Source organism: Pontibacter burrus (assembly GCF_010686685.1).
Lineage (GTDB): Bacteria > Bacteroidota > Bacteroidia > Cytophagales > Hymenobacteraceae > Pontibacter > Pontibacter burrus.
In genome coordinates this window covers 193,667-210,684 of sequence record NZ_JAAGWD010000002.1, presented here as the reverse complement: position 1 = coordinate 210,684, position 17,018 = coordinate 193,667, and the positions used below count along the sequence as shown (strand labels likewise).

Sequence of the window (17,018 nt, the reverse complement as noted above, 5' to 3'; positions counted from 1 at the left end):
GTATATTGATCTAATATAGTAAGCTTTGTTTGCGCTTTGATTAAGCTGTTCCTAGTCTAAGAGGACCTACTTTTCGGTAGTCGATATCTCGTTCAGGTTGGCGGTTTTGAAATGCTGGTACACGCGTAAAACTATAGCCAGTGCAACAGCAGCTTCTGCAGCAGCCACAACTATAACAAACAGCGAGAAAAGTTGCCCCTGCAATAACTGCGGGTCGTGGCGACTGAAGGCAACCAGATTCAGGTTGGCTGCATTAAAGATGAGTTCGATCCCCATCAGCACCACCACCGCGTGGCGTTTGGTAATAACTGCCAGCACACCGATACTAAAAAGCACAGCACTCAGCAGCAGGATGTGTTCTATGGGAATATGCATAGCTATACTTTCTGTCTGTCGGTGGCAATGTAAGCGGCTCCCATGAGGGCGACCAGCAGCAGCAACGAGGCAATCTCGAAGGGCAACACAAAATCCGTCATCAGTTTAATACCGATCATCTGCACCGTACTTTTCTGATCTCCGAGCACATCGATCTCAGTCGTTTGCAACCACGGTAAGCTGCTGATATTTGCTTTTAAAATACTATAGCTCAACCCTACAACTATAAGCCCGGCCACCAACGCGCCCCAAACCGTATTCACGTTCTCCGAAAGCACCGATTTATCCTGCACGCGGCTACTGAGCATGATACCGAAAAGAATAAGCACCAGCACGCCACCCACGTACACCATGAGCTGGGTTACAGCTATAAAATCAGCGAAAAGCAGCACGTAAATTCCGGCTACACTCAGCAAAGTTATCAGTAGCGAAAAGCCTGCATACAACAGGTTACGCGTTAGCACCATGTAAGCCCCCGAAACTATAGCCAGTGCGGCAAAGATGTAGAAAAGCATTTTTTCAGTTATCAGTTAACAGTAATCAGTTATCAGTTTCTTAAAAAGACCTCACAGTGTGCGCAGTTCCTGTGAGCGTCTGTTGCCATAGGCTTTGCTTCGTAGTAAGACACTCACAGGTCTGGTAGACGCTGTGAGGTCAGGCTTACCCCTGTTGTTTCCTAGCTGCAAGTGCAGCCGCTTTGGCGGCGGCCATTTCTTCCTGCTGTTTTGCCAGGAGCTGTTTCTTTTCTTCAGCCTGCTCCGGACTCAGATCAGTGAAATGGTAGATCATGTTCTTGATATCTACTTCAGCAAAATCATAAACTGGTGTCATGGTCAGGCAATCGGTTGGGCAGACCGTAGTACACAGACCGCAGTAACAGCATTTAGCCATATCAATATCGAATACCGGTGCGTACAGGCGTTTCTTAGTGCCATCTGATGTTGTGCCAATGTCTTCCGTCGCTTTTACAGACTCAATCGTGATGCAGTTTACCGGGCAAATCTTGGCGCACAGGTCGCAAACTATACAATCGTCGATCTCATTGTGCAGGCGGTAGCGGCCGTTGTCTGGTACAGGAATGGCTTCGTAGGGATATGTGAGTGTAACCAGTCCGTCGGGTTGGTTAAAATAGTTCTTATCGGTCACATACTCTGGCGTACGGCGGTTTTTGGCATTCTTAAAATGCCTCCACGTCAGCTGCAAACCACTCACCAGCGACTTCACGGCATTCCAGATACTTAGTTTATGTCTTATGGCTTTTTGCTCCATAATTTTATGTGGCGTGTTAACCCACCCCTAACCCCTCCAGGGAGGGGAATTATCCTTATTATTCTGTCATCTCGTATGTAATGAGGGATCTATTTAGAATTCCAGATAGATTTCTCCCTTATCGAGGGCTCCTACCCCCAGCTCGAAATGACATTAGTTTTAAATCATCAATAGTCGCCAGATACCTGCAACTAACACTACAGCTAAAGCAATGGGCGTAAGCACTTTCCAGCACAAGTGCATGAGCTGATCTACGCGCAGACGCGGGTATGTCCAACGGATCTGTAACTGCAGAAACAGCAGCACAAACGTTTTGCTCAATAACCAGAAGCCACCCCATAGTATACCCGATAGTTCTCCTACAGTGCCGGTAGTCCAGTAAGCCAGGCTTAGCGGGCCGATATTCGGCAATGGCGTATTCCAACTGCCCAGGAACAGAATTACTGCTACCAGGCTTACCAACACCATCATACTATACTCGGCCAGAAACAAGATGGCAAACCTGAACCCTGAGTATTCTACGTGGAAACCTGCCACCAGCTCCGACTCCGCTTCCGGAATATCGAATGGTGCGCGGTTACTTTCGGCCAGCGATGCGATGAAGTAGATCACAAAAGCCACCAGAAGAATTGGCGCCCGGAAAATATTCCAGGTAGTAATACCACCTATAGTTGTGGTGTTTATGCCTAACGCCTCAATGCCAAACAACCAGTTCATTTCATACTCCAAGCCCGGAAACTGGTTCATGATAGCGCCTTGCTGGTAACTGATCTCCTGAAAGTCCAGCGACTGGCAAACCATAACGGCGGCAAGTATAGCCAACCCTGCCGGAATCTCATATGACACGATCTGCGCAACCGAGCGCATGGCACCCAGCATGGCATACTTGTTATTCGATCCCCAGCCTGCCATCAGCAAACCAACTACATCCAGCGAGATAATGGCCAGCAGGTAAAACACACCAATACCAATGCCTGCAGGCACCAGGTCTGGAGTGAAAGGAATAACAGCAAAACCAGCAAAGACGGCAGCAAAAATTAAAATCGGGGCCAGTTTGAACAGCTTTTTATCGGCAGCGGCGGGCACAATGTCTTCTTTCTGCAAGAGCTTCAGTACATCCAGCACCGATTGAAGTGAGCCATATGGACCAGCCTCGGTTGGGCCCATACGATCCTGCATAAAAGCCGCTACCTTCCGCTCTGCATACGCCAGCACAATCACTATAGATAGTAATAGCACAAGTGTCAGCACAAAAGCGAGCATAGGCGGTTATAGTTTATTAGCTGGCAAAGGTAAGTTTAAATTTGGAAATTTGAGGATGTGAAGATTTTGTCAGAATCAGGATTTACAGGATTAAAGGATTGGCAGGATTAAATTTTAAAGATCTACCAAATCAATAATCGATTTTGTCCTACTATAGACCATGCACCATTCTTTTTCCTTAAGAAATATGCCTTTTCAGTTCCCCAATCTGGTGCAATATGTAAGCTTATAGTTATAATAGCATTATCAGCAGTATTGTTGAAAGCAACCTTATTTAATCTTACTGCAGCTAACGTGGCTCCCGGGTGGTAAGACTCTTTTAAAGAACTTATATCTGCTGGAATCAACTTATATTTATACTTAGATTTAAGCTTAGTAGGTTTTTGGTAGGAGTAAGCTTTCCAAGCACTATCAGCAACAATAGCTTTAAATTGCTCCTGATCAAACCCTTCATACTTTTCAAGTAGTTTTCTCCCTTTACCGTAATACCTTTTTTCTGAGAGAATCCGATCATCAAACAAGTCGTTCGTTTCAAGCCTATAGTAATATTGAACTATAGCTGTATCGTTAACAATAGATGACTCTTCATCTATCCACCTTTCAGTAGGTCCAAGCAAAGAATCAAAAGCCAAACTATAGATTTGCGTCAGGTCGTCTTGTGTGAAAGGAATAACAACAGGCTTCTCTTCCTGTTTCGTCTGGCTACAAGCAAAAGCAAACAGGCATAGCAGTAAACTAAACAGGCATAGCAGTAAGCTATATTTAAGAAATCTACTCATCCCCAAATCTGCTTATTCTACCAAATGCGGCACGAACTGCGACAGGTTGGTGATGATGCCTTTCTCTCTTCTAAACCCAATAGCACAGCCTTCTCCCGCCCAGAAAACACCTGCCTGGTAGGTATAGCCTTTGTTATCTTGTGGTAAGTCGCACCAGCGTTGGTACACCTGCTGTTGCTGGTCGTATTCGCCTTCCATTTTAGTTACGGGCACTTTATCCACTACCTCTATACTTTGGCCTTCTCTTCCGAAATATGGTTTACGGATGTACTTATCTCTTAAAGGCGCTAGATCAGCTTCTAATAGTAGCGGGTGGTATGGGTACGCTTTCCAGAGCCAGGCCAGCATGCCTTTGCTTTGAAATAATAAGGTATATGCCGGGTTCGCAATCACTACATTCCGGCTGCGCACCAGTTGGGTAAGGCTTTCGCAAAGTTCAGGTTCTTCCCAGGCAATCTGCTCCCATGGCAGTAACTTAAACAGAAACGGAAACTGCTGCCATTGCTCCTGCCCTATCTGCGCCCAAACGCCACGTTCTGCACCCTGCGTCGAAATATTTACTTCCTCAATCGGGCATAGGTGCGTGTCGAAACCGGCTTCTGTGGCAGCTTGTGCCAGTACAGCGCAGTTGGTTTCGTCTTCGGCGCTTCCACCGATATAAGTTAATAGCAGAGCCGGGGCAAGATCATTGTTCATCATGCGCCAGGTTTTAAATTGCTCTACCAAGGCCTCGTATAAGCCAGAATATTGGTTGGCATCGTTTTTACCGGCTGCTGCCAGGCTTGCCCATTGAACCACGGCCGTTTCGGGTATAGATGTGGCTGTATCAGCATTAAATTCAAGCAGCTTCGGGCCTTCGGGGGTTTGGGCCAGGTCAAAACGGCCGTACAGGTGCCAATGGCGGTCGTCGTTCCACGAATGGCGTACCAGTTGCCAGAGGTTCTGCGGTATACCTAGCACATTCAGGAAAGCATCCGGCAGTTCATCCGGCACCGATTGCAGCATCATGTCATACAGTGTGTCGGCTGCTTCCAGAAGTGCATCAGCGTCCTGTTCATTTATAATCACTGCTTCACCGGGCACATAGTTGGCACAACCGTCTTCCACGCACCAATCCCAGCCAAGCCCGCGCACAGCGGTTTCTACGTCGCCGGAGTGTGGCTCCAGGCGAACAGCAATTCTATCCTTATTCAGCATGTAATCTTATTGAAATGAATTAACCTCCGGTTCCGGTGCCGCTGCTGCGTCCTTTAAAGAACCCGCTTCGGCCAGATGTAGGCGCTGTTGCCTGCTGACGGTAAGTTTGTACATTCTGGCGCCAGGCTGCAGTATTGTTCATTACACCAGGGTTAGCATAATAACCTGCTCTCGGTGCCATCATACGGCCAGCCATGTAGCCCATGCCACTCCACCACAGCACACTGCCCAGTCCAAAACCACCTTGCCTGTATTGCTGCTCATTCGCGGCCAGGTCTTTCATTTTATTTTCCAGATCCAGCCCTTTTAGGGTATCAATACGACCGTCGTTATACTTCAGAATAGCCATGCTTGCTCCCGGAACGGTAGTGCGCTCATCAGTTATTTTCCATTGGTCCGGAGCTTCTTCTGTCAGTTCGGTTATGATGCCGTCCGGCACTTTCACTTCTTCGCTGGCACCCACATTGTTGCTATTGCTGTCGGGTCCACAACTGGTAAGTCCCATACAGGCAGCTGCAGCAACTATAAAAGCATTTCGTTTCAGATCTCCGATTCGCAGGTATCGTTTTTTCATGTGATTTAAAGCAAGTGTAGTTAAAGGTACGGTTTTCTGAGGAATTTTGATAATCTGCTGCTTGTCCGGACCAGTGATTGTAGGGATTTAGCTGATTTTTATGATACTTGTTTGAATTGGGATTAAGGGGATTTGATGGATTTGGTTGTATGCTATAGTTGGCTTTGTAGTTCTATAGTTGTCGGGGGCCAACCACCCCTACCCCTCCTTAGGCAAGGAGGGGAGCTTTTGCTGCTACTGCTATAGTTGGAGCTAGAGTTTTATAGTTGGCACTTGTCATCCCCCTCCCCCCTTCAAAGGGGGACTTTCTGCTATTGCTATAGTTTGGCTATAGTTCTATAGTTGGCAATTAACCCACCCCTGCCCCTCCCGAGAGGGGAATTTCTGCTGTTGCTATAGTTGCAGCTCGCATTCTATAGTTACACATCACGAGCAGGCTGGCGCAGCCTGCCCCACGGAATTAAAATCACGAAAAGGCGACAGAACTATAGCAGTATAAATCAAACTATAAATTTGCTATCGAAGGATTTCAGTCTTTGGGTTGAGCGCCTCGAGAGGTTCCGGTGCCGTCAGGCATGGCGAGGGACGAGCAAAAGAAAGGTACACCGCGCGATGCCCGAAGACGCGGCCCCGCGGCCGGGAGCGCACCAAAGTAACTATAGCACTATAGGCCAGTAAAGCTCCCAGGATAAAAGGCAACTATAGAAGAAGCTGCTTGTTTCAAGTTGCAACTATAGTTAACTATAAAACGATAGTCTGAGATAGATTTCTCGCTTTGCTCGAAATGACAGGAGTTGAAACTATAAGACATATAAGATGTCTCGAATGCGCTCGACATGACAATGAGAAACTATAGACATAATAAGCTTCCTCGGTTGCGCTCAGGATAACATCAATCAACTTTTCAACTTTTTAACTTTCTAACTCAGAATTACTCCCACAACGGATAATGCTCTAAATGCACTTTGCGTTTAAAAAAGAGACGGGTGCTTTCCTCGAAAGAGTGTGTATAATCAGAAACGTAGAAATGGTGGTCGCCGACCAGCTTATCTGATGCCAGTCCATGCTGCTCCAGAAACGCTTTAACATGCAGCGCTACAATCTGGCTGGCATCCAGCACATCTACTTTACCCTGGTAAAAATTCTCAATCTGCTTTTTAATGAGCGGATAATGTGTGCAACCTAAAATCAATCCTTCAATACCCTGTAAATTCGGGTCAGAGAGGTAGGTATGAATTACACTCTCTGAGATGGTGTCATTGAAAAAACCTTCCTCGATCATGGCTGCCAAAAGCGGCGTAGCATGCGATTTCAAATCAATACCCAATCCCAGTGCATCTACTTTTTTGCGGTATACATTTGAGTTTACGGTTTGTTTGGTACCTATCAGGCCAAGCGGTTTGCCCGGGTATGTTTTACCAATATAAGCCACAATCGGGTCGATCACATTTAATACTTTGGCTTTACTTCCGACATATTCCTTCACCAGTTCATAGGCAGCAGCCGATGCCGAATTACAGGCAATCAGGATTACTTTGCATTGCTGCTTCAGCAACAGGTCGCAGATCTTAACAGCGTAAGCCTGGATGGCAGCAGTAGACTTATCGCCATAGGGCAGATGCGCTGTATCGCCAAAATAAATCAACCTTTCGTTTGGCAGCACTTTCGTAATTGCTTGAGCCACAGTTAGTCCGCCTATACCGCTATCAAAAATCCCTATAGGCTTATGTCTTTTTTCGCTCTCCATCGTATGCGAAATTACTTAAAAACTGAATAGCATGCTGTTTACCCTTAAAATATGTTTGTTCACCAATTAGCGCAACCTTTTTGAATTATATAAAACTCAACTTAGTTAAATTTACAACAGGTATATTACAAATTAAAAATCATAATATAATTTTAGTTAAATATTTTGTCATTTTCAGACAATAAATTATATTTAAAGGGAATTATGAGACCACAACTGGGGCTTGATGCCGAGCCGCCAGCCTGCCAAAGGTGAACATATTGCATTTATTATTACGTGCGCAGCAGTTAAACTATAGTAGTTACCAAGTACTCAAATAGTTAGCAAAAACCCTATATGCAAACAACCCTATCCATACCAGCACCTACCGTAAAGCGATCCTCACTCTATGGCAGCCTTACCGCCCGGTTTGTAGCATTTCTGGTTGATACCACGTTGCTGGTGTTTTTCTATACCATCATTTTTTACTCTGCCGGCAGCAACTCAGAGCACTTTAGCTCATGGGACAAAACAATGCACTCGCATGGCATCAACTTTTCAGAACTGCTCCTGATTGCCAAAACCTTGTTCTTCAACCCTTACTTCCCGGTAGTGTACTGGCTGTATTATACCTTGCTGGAGTCGTCGCCAAAACAGGCAACTATAGGTAAGTTTACATTGGGGCTGCGGGTAACCGACCTGCGTGGCAAACGCATAAACCTGTGGCAGGCCAACTTGCGCCATCTCAGCAAATTACTTTCACTGCTTCCTGTCGGGTTGGGCTTTCTGCTGATCCTTACTACACGCCGCAGCCAGATGTTCCATGATTATTTTGCACGCACTGTGGTTGTGTCTGACTAAAGACGTTCACCAAAATTGTACAAATTTCTATCCCTTCCTTTCAGGGTGCCCGTATATGTATACCTGAGTATCAATAAGAAAGGAGGACTACTATGCGATTTATCCCAACCCGTTTCCACGGAATATTGGACTATATAGTTGGTATTATTATGATCATCGCCCCTTGGGTGCTTGATTTTTCGGATAACACTGCCGCCACCTGGACGTTAGTAATTGCCGGTATTGCTGTGTTATTACAGACTGTGTTTACTGATTTTGAGGTTGGCCTGGTAAGGCGTATACCAATGCAGAGCCACCTGATGGTAGATTTTGGGCTAGGTGTGCTGCTGGCAATTTCGCCATGGCTGCTTAATTTCGACGAGCGGGTGTATTTACCACACCTGATCCTGGGTGTTTTCTCTATCCTGGCTTCGCTTACCACGCACCGCGTACCAAGCCACAGCTATAAGGCAGAGCATACCAGTCCCGATCATATCCGGAATATGTAATACAAAAGCTGCATTCGTTTAAATAAAACAGGCCAGCCGCATCGGTTGGCCTGTTTTATTTAAACCCATCCATAATAAATAGCTAAATTTGCTCTATGAATTATTTATCTGCAGAAAATATAGCAAAGAGCTACGGCGACCGTTGGCTGTTTAAGAACCTGAACTTTGGTATTAGCCAAGGACAGCGTGTGGCATTGGTTGGTGTAAACGGCTCGGGCAAAACAACCTTGCTAAACGTACTGGCCGGCAAAATTCCACCAGACGAAGGCAGCGTAAGCGTACGCAAAGAGGTGAGCATCGGCTTTCTGGGACAGAACCCTGAGTTTGACGAGAACCTGACCGTACAACAAACTATATTTTCTGGGCAGAGCGAAGTGCTGGATGTGATCCGGGAATATGAGGTCGCGTTGGAGAACCCCAACATCAGCCCCGAAAAGATGCAGCACATTATGGAGCGGATGGATGAACTGCAGGCCTGGGACTTTGAACTGAAAGTAAAACAGATCCTGTCAAAACTAGGCATCCATAACCTCGAGAACAAGATCAGTCACCTGTCTGGCGGGCAGCGCAAGCGTGTGGCCATGGCACGTGTGCTGATAGAAGAGCCGACCATGCTGATACTGGATGAGCCAACCAACCATCTGGACCTGGATACCATTGAGTGGCTCGAGAACCTGCTCTCGACCCAGAACACAACCCTGCTGATGGTAACGCACGACCGCTATTTCCTGGATAAAGTAGCCAACGAAATCGCTGAGCTGGATAACGGCGGGATTTACACATACAAAGGCAACTATAGTTATTTTGTAGAGAAAAAAGCTAGCCGTGAAGAAATGGCCGCCGCCGAAACCGAGAAAGCCCGTAACCTGATGCGCAAAGAACTCGACTGGATTCGTAGACAGCCGAAAGCGCGTGGTACCAAAGCCAAGTACCGGGTGGATGCTTTTGAGGAACTGAAGGAGAAAGCAGCAAAAAAAGTGAGCGGTCCGCAGCTGGAACTATCGGTTAAAACTACACGCCAGGGCGGTAAGATTATAGAAGTAGACCATATCTCGAAGTCGTTTGGCGCCAAAAAGATTGTGGATGACTTTAGTTATGTATTTAAGAAGAAAGACCGCATTGGTATAGTTGGCCCGAACGGTGCCGGCAAATCCACTTTCCTGAACATGCTGGTTGGCAAACTACAACCCGACAGCGGAACGATTGATGCAGGCCAGACAACTGTTTTTGGTTATTATACCCAGGAAGAGCTTGCGTTTAAAGAAGGGCAGCGTGTTATAGACATTGCAAAAGAAATTGCCGAAGTGGTAGAAATGGCAAACGGCGAAGTGATAACAGCCAGCCAGTTTCTGCAGCATTTTCAGTTTGCGCCGGCACAGCAATATACCATGGTTAATAAGCTGAGCGGTGGCGAAAAGCGCCGTTTGCAGTTGCTTCGTGTGCTCATCAAAAATCCGAACTTCCTGATACTGGATGAGCCAACCAACGACCTGGACATTATTACGCTCAACATTTTGGAAGACTTCCTCCTTAATTTTGGAGGTTGCCTGCTTATAGTTAGCCACGACCGTTACTTTATGGACCGCCTGGTAGAGCACCTGTTTGTGTTCGAAGGCGAAGGCAAGATCCGAAACTTCCCGGGTAACTATACCGACTACCGCGAGTGGCAGAAAGAACAGGAAAAACAGGAAGCTGAAACCAAAACTATAGTTGCGGCACCTGCGCCGGTCCAGAAAGCCGAACCTGCTCAAAACAAACGCAAGGCTACCTATAACGAGAAAAAAGAATACGAGCAGCTGGAAAAGGAAATAGCGAAGCTGGAAACTCGTAAGGCAGAGGTTATAGAGCTGATGAACGCCGGCACCACTACCGACCACGAACAACTTACGGCCTGGGCCACCGAGCTCGAAACTATAAACGAGCAGATCGAGAAAAAGGAATTCCGCTGGCTGGAGCTGGCCGAGATCATGTAACTCTAAACTATAGTTAACTATAAAAACGCTGCTCTAAATCTCTAAGAGCAGCGTTTTTTTATGCCCGGTTCTGCTAAAATTTAACTCAGCATTTGCAATTCCGGAACAAAAGCCCATATTTGTAGTACAGTTAACCACATGCATCAACCAGCTCCCATAGCAATTACACTTTCTCTGCCAGCTTCTGTTGGCCAGGAGCTGCTGCATACTGTTTGTACTTATTGCCAGAGCATCTATAGCTATTACCGCTATTATTATCGCTGTACCTGCTGCGCTCTCTTTGGCAATCACTCCTATTACGATTTGTAAGAACGGGAACCGAAAGGTTTCCCTCAAGTGATACTGAAAGCAGAGCGAAAGCTCTGCTTTTTTCATTTATACCCCTTTGTAAACTTTTAATTTTCACCAAAATGAACCTGACACAGAACTACAGCAGCTACACAGCAGAAGACCATAACGTTTGGGCGATATTATTTGAGCGCCAGTACCAGAACCTGCAAGGCAAAGCCATACCCGAGTTTTTTGAAGGCCTGGAGAAAGTAGGCTTCGAACGCAACTACATCCCGGACTTTGATGAAGTGAACAAACGCCTGAAACCCTTAACCGGTTTCGAAGTTGTGCCTGCGCCAGGCATTGTGGATGATTTCCTTTTCTTTAAACTGATTGCCGACCATAAATTCCCGGCAACGATCTGGATTAGAACTATGGACCAGTTAGATTACCTGGAAGAGCCTGACATGTTTCACGATGTATTTGGCCATGTGCCGTTGCTAACTATACCGGTATACTGCGAGTTTCTGGCAAAGCTATCTCAACTGGCTCTCCAGTTCACTGACAGGCCAGATGTGATTGACCTGCTTACGCGCATTTACTGGTACACGATAGAATTTGGTTTGTTTAACCAAAATGGTAAAGCCCAGATCTACGGAGCCGGTATTTTATCATCGGTTGGAGAAAGTAACCAGTCTGTTTCCGATGAAAGTGTAAAATTTAAGTTTGATGTAGACCACATTCTGAGCACGCCTTATATTAAAGAGACTTTCCAGAGCCAGTACTTCCTGATATCCGATTTTAAGGAGCTGATGGATGCGTTGCCGGCTTTAGAAAGCGCTTTGCATAAACTCAGAGAAGAGCAGGTTGCCATATAACGATAAATGCCCAGCTACTAACAAGGCTGGGCATCTATCGCTTTGATCAAGCTTATAACAGAAGAAAATATTCTGTAAGCTTATCAACAAACTCCTTGGCATCTACTATATTATCTTTGTTTACATCCCAAAGTATAGCCACCCCATCAGCAAGCTCTTCTTCTGTTATCATTTTATCCTGGTTCACATCCCATAGTTCAAAAAACTTTAAGTCTGCCATTCCATTATTAAGCTCACTATTTTCCAGATAACCATTTTTATTTACATCCCACTTAGACCATAGTTGCTTATGCTGCCCAAAATCCTCCCCGAATTTATCCACATATTCAGGGTGTATGTTATAATCCCACGCGTTCTGATTCAGTATCCAGTAAAATGCAATGTTAAACCTCTCAAGATCAAGATAGCCAGTATTCCAATCTGATTGTTCAAACCAGCCACTGGCCATAAAAGCTGTTTTAAAATCAAGCGATGCCAGGTCTTCGGCAATTATGTTAACAGGCACTGTAACCTGGCTTTTATTCTGGCTTAAATCCTCAGCCTCAACTAGGATGGTATACAAGCCCGACAAGTTGCCCCCTACTTTTATAACGCCGGTCAAGCTTCGCTCTTTTGAAGATTCAAAAGTATTCAAGTATAAGCTTGATATAGGGGTGCGTGCTCCGGTAGGATCTATCAGAAACACTTTAGGATCCTTTATTGCGACATTATCTATAGCATACACATATACCGACAATGCCCCTATCGACAGAAATGTGTCATCTGCAGTTGGATCATACACTTGAATCTGAGGGGCAGTAACATCTACAACGGGTGTAGGGCCAGGAGAAGGGGATGGAGAAGGAAAAGGAATTGGTCCGGTAAGGTTGTCATCATCTTTATCGCATCCGAGAAGTGTAATTGAAAAGATACATAACAGGAGGATATAGCTCTTTTTCATAACGAATGGACTTAAAACCAGGCAGCGACAGGCTTATCTATCATGAGGCATAGGTCTACGATTTATGGCAACAGCTTAGACAGATAAGACGTCGACAAGAAAATGCAGATCAATGGCAGGTACTCATCCGGAGTAGGAATTCTGAGTAGAGGTCAAAATTAGAGCAAAGACAACTACTATTAATACAACCATCTGAAAGTCAGTTATATAAAAAAACGAAATTGCTATAATTTAAGTTTTAACGTGCCGTAAATCTAGCTGTTACAAACATGCCCGGCTATAGTAGCCGGGCACCAATATTAAGTACAACTATCGTTATTTGTAGTTACTGCGTTAGTGTAGAACTTACCCGAAAGCCAACCTTGCGCGGCTGCGAGATCATGTTTTCGTGTTTCTGTTTCAGGGTGATGCGCTCGATGTCGCTTACATCCTGCCCCATCAGGTCGTTGTTTACGGCAGCCACCATCGCGCTTTCTATAATCAGGCGCAGCGTTTTGTTGTTGATCACGTTTTGCGCAATGCGGTCGTAGGGCAGCTCCATTTGCTTTACACCCTCTATCACAAAGTGGCGGTCTATGTTTATCAGCATGCGGCCTACCAGGTAACCAGGGTCATCTATACGGTTGTACTTAATAGTATCTGCCATAAAGTTATAGGCCATTATATGCCCGAAAAAGCGACGCCGGAAATCTTCTTCTATGTACTCATTACGCATCAGCTCATAATCTTCGGGGAACGTAATGATGTTGGTATGCATAATGAACATGAGCAGGTCACCGGAGAATTTCACATGAAACTCGAACTCGCTAATGTTGGTGTACTCGATTACAACATCGGCATCGTGCTTGGTTACCCGCTCCGTTAATTCTTCTACAATATCCTGGGCAATTTCCTTCATCCTATCGAAGGTGGCTTTGGTATTCCGGTAAATTACCTGTTTGGTAACCGATTTCTGATGCAAGCCATTTATAATATCATCTAATCTGTCGTCTTTTGCCTTTTTGCTTTTTGTTGCCATACCAGGTGCTCGTCGTTTGATTTGATTTTACAGTATATCGCTGTAAAGAGTTATAAAATATGCTTATCTACGGGTATAGGGCGGGGGTGGCGTAAGCTGCCGCGGTGCCTGCTGCTCAAGATTGAAAGCCACCTGCCGGATGCCCGACTTTGCTCTCGGGTATTGCAACAACATCTCTTTCGCCTGTGGCATTTCAAATACTTCGGCCACCTGCTGCACGGCTCCTGCCGGCACATGTTGCGCATGCAACTTTTGCAGTAACTCCTCCCGGTTAAACCTGACAATCAATCCCTGCAGTATGCTATTTAGCTCAGTCCGGTTCTGAACACGGCTATAGTTGGTCATAAACTTACTGTCTTCTGCGGTTTCAGGTGAACACAACACCTGGCACAAACGCGCAAACTGGCGGTCGTCACCAATGGCTAAAACCAATTCTTTGTTATCTTTGGTGGTATAAACACTGCCATAGGGCGCTATGCTCGGATGCTCGGAACCCATGCGTTGCGGATTATGGCCTGCTACCAGCCAATTAGTGCCCTGGTTTGCCAACCCTGCAATGGCAGCCTGCACCAGGCTTACATGCACATAACTCCCCTTCCCGGTGCGCTCACGTTTCCATAGTGCCAATAGTAGGCCTTCTTTCAGCTGGTGTGCTGCCAGTACATCCATCAACGCAACCGGCATTTTAGTGGGTTTACCTTCCGGCTCTCCGTTCAGGTACATAAAACCGGTTTCGGCTTGCACCACGGCATCGTAGCCAGCCCGCGCATCGTCGGGGCCATATCCTGTTATATGCCCATAAATCAGTTTCGGGTTAAGTTGTTGCAGCGTACTATAATCTACTTTCAGCTTCTCGGCATCACCGGGTTTATAGCTGGCAATCACCACATCGGCCTGTGCGGCCAAACTATAAAACTGCTCTAGGTCCTGTGCATCGTTCAAGTTTAGCACCAGCGATTCCTTTCCCCAGTTGGCTGCGCAAAAGTAGGCAGGCGTATCGGTTTCCGGAGATTCGGAATGTAGTTTCCAGCTGCGAGTTACATCCCCCTTCGTGCCGGCATTTTCTATTTTGATTACACGTGCACCAAGTTCAGCAAAAAACTGCCCCACGCTGGGGCCAGCCAGCACGCTTGCAAGTTCCAGCACCAGCATATCGGATGGGATCATAATTTAAAGTTCTGCGTTTTCGGCAGCCGGTAACGGCACGCAGCTGCTCTTGCTGCAAGTTATAAAACACAGCCTTATAACAGCACAACACAGGTGCATCACAGTAAATTTACTCTGGTTAATTGGGATCAGGGACTATAGAATGGCTGAGCAGCCGCTCCTGAGCAATACAGTAGTACAGGCAAGCCTTTATGCAGCTGGTGCAGCATAAGTATATCCGCTCGCCTAATTATTACTGTAGCAAGAAGAAAATGATGTTTATAATATTAACTCCTAAAAGAAGATAGAAGTTAGGTGATTCCTGTATAGCCTTTTTCATATAAATAGTAAGTAAGGTGTTAAATATATCAGTTGCCTGACCTTCACATCTTACGCCCGCCTATATCAAATGTTACACAACAATATAACTTTTCATATAACAAACCCTATAATTAAATATCTATATAATAATATATATTATAAAATACATCAATTTTTGATTTGATTTTCTATCATTTAAACCACACAAATGCAATAACAACTACAAAACCACTATTGTACTTTACAAAATACAGTTCAATAAAATATTATTTAATAAATATTTAAAACAAACTATAGTTTACAACATCAGGCTGCATTTGCTTAAAAACAATTAAAATGTTTTAACTTTACCTAATTGGGCGCCCTGCTCATTAGAGCTACCAATAGTTCGAACTAAATTATTATAACTTTGGATTTTCATTCATTCAATTTACGCGAAGACGTTGTAACCGGCATTCAGTCAATGGGTTACAATACTCCTACGCCGATACAACAGCAGGCCATACCGCTTATTCTGGAGCAAAAAGACCTGATTGCATGCGCACAGACCGGAACAGGAAAAACCGCAGCATATCTTCTTCCACTGATTGACAAGATCTCACGCGCCGATATTTCGCACACCAGCACACTTATTCTGGTGCCTACCCGCGAACTCGCAAAACAAATAGATGAGCAGGTAGAAGGCCTTGGTTACTTTGCCCCTGTCAGCTCTATTGCCATTTATGGTGGCAACAAAGGCGACGAATGGGACCAGCAGAAGCGTGCTCTTACTAGCGGAGCTGACATTATTATTGCTACGCCTGGCCGTTTGATGTCGCACATGGCACTTGGCTACGTGAAACTGGACCAACTAAATTACCTGGTACTGGACGAAGCAGACAAGATGCTAGACATGGGCTTTATGGACGACATCCTGAAGATTGTACGCCAGTTGCCAACCAACCGCCAGACATTGCTGTTCTCGGCTACCATGCCTAAAAAGATCCGAGACCTGTCACAGCAAATCCTGCAAAACCCGGAAGAGATAAACCTGGCTGTTTCGAAACCAGCTGAAGGCATTGACCAGCGTATGTACCTGACTTACGACAACCAGAAGCTGCCTTTACTGGAGCACCTGCTGCGTGAGATGGACGTGCAGAACATGATCATCTTCACTTCACGTAAATCCAATGTAAACCAGATTGTACGTTCGCTGCGCAAGATGGGCTTTGAAGCGGAAGGCATACAGTCTGACATGACGCAGGATGAGCGCGAAGCCGCGCTGCGTGATTTCAAGAACCGCAAATACCAGATCCTGGTTGGTACCGATATCCTGTCGCGCGGCATTGACATCGACAACCTGAGCCACGTGCTTAACTTTGACATGCCGCAGGATGCGGAAGATTATGTGCACCGTGTAGGCCGTACGGCACGTGCAGCATCAACGGGTATGGCCATTACTTTTGTGAACGACAATGACATGTACCGCGTTCGCCGCGTGGAGCAGCTAATAGAGCGCGAGATACCAAAGCTGCCGTTGCCAGAAGATTTCGGTCCCGGACCAATATATGACCCAAATAAAAAAGGCCACGTACGCCACCGCGAAGCACATAAGCCAGCGCATGGCAATAAGCCGCGCTCCGGAAGCAAAAATCGCCACCGAAATAAACCCAAAGGCCCCCGTCCTGAGCAAGCTGCTGCAACCGATACAAACACACAACCAGTAGCACAACCAGGTGGCGAAGAAAATAAGCCAAAGAAAAAACGCCGTAACAACCGCAACCGTAATAAGCGTGGCCCGGCAGGTAATACAGCACCTCAAGCAGCGCCAACAGAAAGCTAATCGAGAAATCTACCTGCAATGGCATTCACCTGACTCAATTAGAGTCAGATAGATTGAGATAATATGTAGAGACGCAGTATACTGCGTCTCTTTTTTTGTGGTTACATTATGACCTCAC

17 protein-coding genes are annotated in these 17,018 nt (G+C 45.8%); 5 read left to right on the top strand and 12 right to left on the bottom strand.

The genetic code is table 11. The features are described 5' to 3' along the window. Positions 1–66 precede the first annotated feature (66 nt). From nuoK to murI, 8 genes are all read right to left on the bottom strand, one after another. Complete coding sequence (nuoK, locus tag GXP69_RS05595; RefSeq protein WP_163913302.1) at positions 67–375, bottom strand: NADH-quinone oxidoreductase subunit NuoK; 309 nt, start codon at positions 373–375, stop codon at positions 67–69. A gap of 2 nt (positions 376–377) precedes the next feature. Then, on the bottom strand, positions 378–890 hold the full coding sequence (locus tag GXP69_RS05590) for an NADH-quinone oxidoreductase subunit J family protein (RefSeq protein WP_163913300.1): 513 nt from the start codon (positions 888–890) through the stop codon (positions 378–380). A gap of 145 nt (positions 891–1,035) precedes the next feature. Continuing rightward, complete coding sequence (locus GXP69_RS05585) at positions 1,036–1,644, bottom strand: NuoI/complex I 23 kDa subunit family protein (RefSeq protein ID WP_163913298.1); 609 nt, start codon at positions 1,642–1,644, stop codon at positions 1,036–1,038. A 159-nt stretch (positions 1,645–1,803) separates the two neighbouring features. Continuing rightward, positions 1,804–2,907, bottom strand: a complete 1,104-nt coding sequence (locus GXP69_RS05580; RefSeq protein ID WP_163913296.1) for a complex I subunit 1/NuoH family protein — start codon at positions 2,905–2,907, stop codon at positions 1,804–1,806. 122 nt (positions 2,908–3,029) lie between these two features. Then, positions 3,030–3,686: a hypothetical protein gene (locus GXP69_RS05575; protein WP_163913294.1), complete on the bottom strand. Its 657-nt coding sequence runs from the start codon at positions 3,684–3,686 to the stop codon at positions 3,030–3,032. A gap of 12 nt (positions 3,687–3,698) precedes the next feature. Next, positions 3,699–4,883, bottom strand: a complete 1,185-nt coding sequence (locus tag GXP69_RS05570; RefSeq protein WP_163913292.1) for a glutathionylspermidine synthase family protein — start codon at positions 4,881–4,883, stop codon at positions 3,699–3,701. A gap of 19 nt (positions 4,884–4,902) precedes the next feature. Further along, complete coding sequence (locus GXP69_RS05565; RefSeq protein ID WP_163913290.1) at positions 4,903–5,457, bottom strand: hypothetical protein; 555 nt, start codon at positions 5,455–5,457, stop codon at positions 4,903–4,905. 931 nt (positions 5,458–6,388) lie between these two features. After that, entirely contained in the window at positions 6,389–7,204 is an 816-nt protein-coding gene (gene murI, locus GXP69_RS05560; protein WP_163913288.1) for a glutamate racemase, read from the bottom strand. 336 nt (positions 7,205–7,540) lie between these two features. Between murI and GXP69_RS05555 the strand changes: the two genes are divergently transcribed. From GXP69_RS05555 to GXP69_RS05545, 3 genes are all read left to right on the top strand, one after another. After that, complete coding sequence (locus GXP69_RS05555; RefSeq protein ID WP_204281929.1) at positions 7,541–8,044, top strand: RDD family protein; 504 nt, start codon at positions 7,541–7,543, stop codon at positions 8,042–8,044. 92 nt (positions 8,045–8,136) lie between these two features. Continuing rightward, entirely contained in the window at positions 8,137–8,532 is a 396-nt protein-coding gene (locus GXP69_RS05550) for an SPW repeat protein (RefSeq protein WP_163913286.1), read from the top strand. Positions 8,533–8,627: 95 nt separating this feature from the next. Beyond that, the gene (locus tag GXP69_RS05545) at positions 8,628–10,505 is read left to right on the top strand and encodes an ABC-F family ATP-binding cassette domain-containing protein (RefSeq protein WP_163913284.1); all 1,878 of its coding nucleotides are present in this window, start codon (positions 8,628–8,630) and stop codon (positions 10,503–10,505) included. A 33-nt stretch (positions 10,506–10,538) separates the two neighbouring features. Here the strand turns inward: GXP69_RS05545 and GXP69_RS05540 are convergent, their stop codons facing one another. Continuing rightward, positions 10,539–10,880 carry a hypothetical protein gene (locus GXP69_RS05540; protein ID WP_163913282.1) on the bottom strand — a complete coding sequence of 114 codons (342 nt, stop codon included), beginning with the start codon at positions 10,878–10,880 and terminating at the stop codon, positions 10,539–10,541. A 35-nt stretch (positions 10,881–10,915) separates the two neighbouring features. Between GXP69_RS05540 and GXP69_RS05535 the strand changes: the two genes are divergently transcribed. Then, positions 10,916–11,653 carry a phenylalanine 4-monooxygenase gene (locus GXP69_RS05535; protein ID WP_163913280.1) on the top strand — a complete coding sequence of 246 codons (738 nt, stop codon included), beginning with the start codon at positions 10,916–10,918 and terminating at the stop codon, positions 11,651–11,653. A 52-nt stretch (positions 11,654–11,705) separates the two neighbouring features. Here GXP69_RS05535 and GXP69_RS05530 read toward each other — a convergent pair whose 3' ends face one another. From GXP69_RS05530 to GXP69_RS05520, 3 genes are all read right to left on the bottom strand, one after another. Beyond that, positions 11,706–12,593, bottom strand: a complete 888-nt coding sequence (locus GXP69_RS05530) for an EF-hand domain-containing protein (protein ID WP_163913278.1) — start codon at positions 12,591–12,593, stop codon at positions 11,706–11,708. 325 nt (positions 12,594–12,918) lie between these two features. After that, positions 12,919–13,611, bottom strand: coding sequence for a hypothetical protein (locus GXP69_RS05525; RefSeq protein WP_163913276.1), 693 nt, complete (start codon positions 13,609–13,611; stop codon positions 12,919–12,921). A gap of 63 nt (positions 13,612–13,674) precedes the next feature. After that, complete coding sequence (locus GXP69_RS05520) at positions 13,675–14,778, bottom strand: CaiB/BaiF CoA transferase family protein (protein WP_163913274.1); 1,104 nt, start codon at positions 14,776–14,778, stop codon at positions 13,675–13,677. Between the two features lie 709 nt (positions 14,779–15,487). On the opposite strand from GXP69_RS05520, the gene GXP69_RS05515 reads away from it, so the two are divergent. After that, complete coding sequence (locus GXP69_RS05515) at positions 15,488–16,900, top strand: DEAD/DEAH box helicase (RefSeq protein ID WP_394367355.1); 1,413 nt, start codon at positions 15,488–15,490, stop codon at positions 16,898–16,900. Positions 16,901–17,018 lie beyond the last annotated feature (118 nt).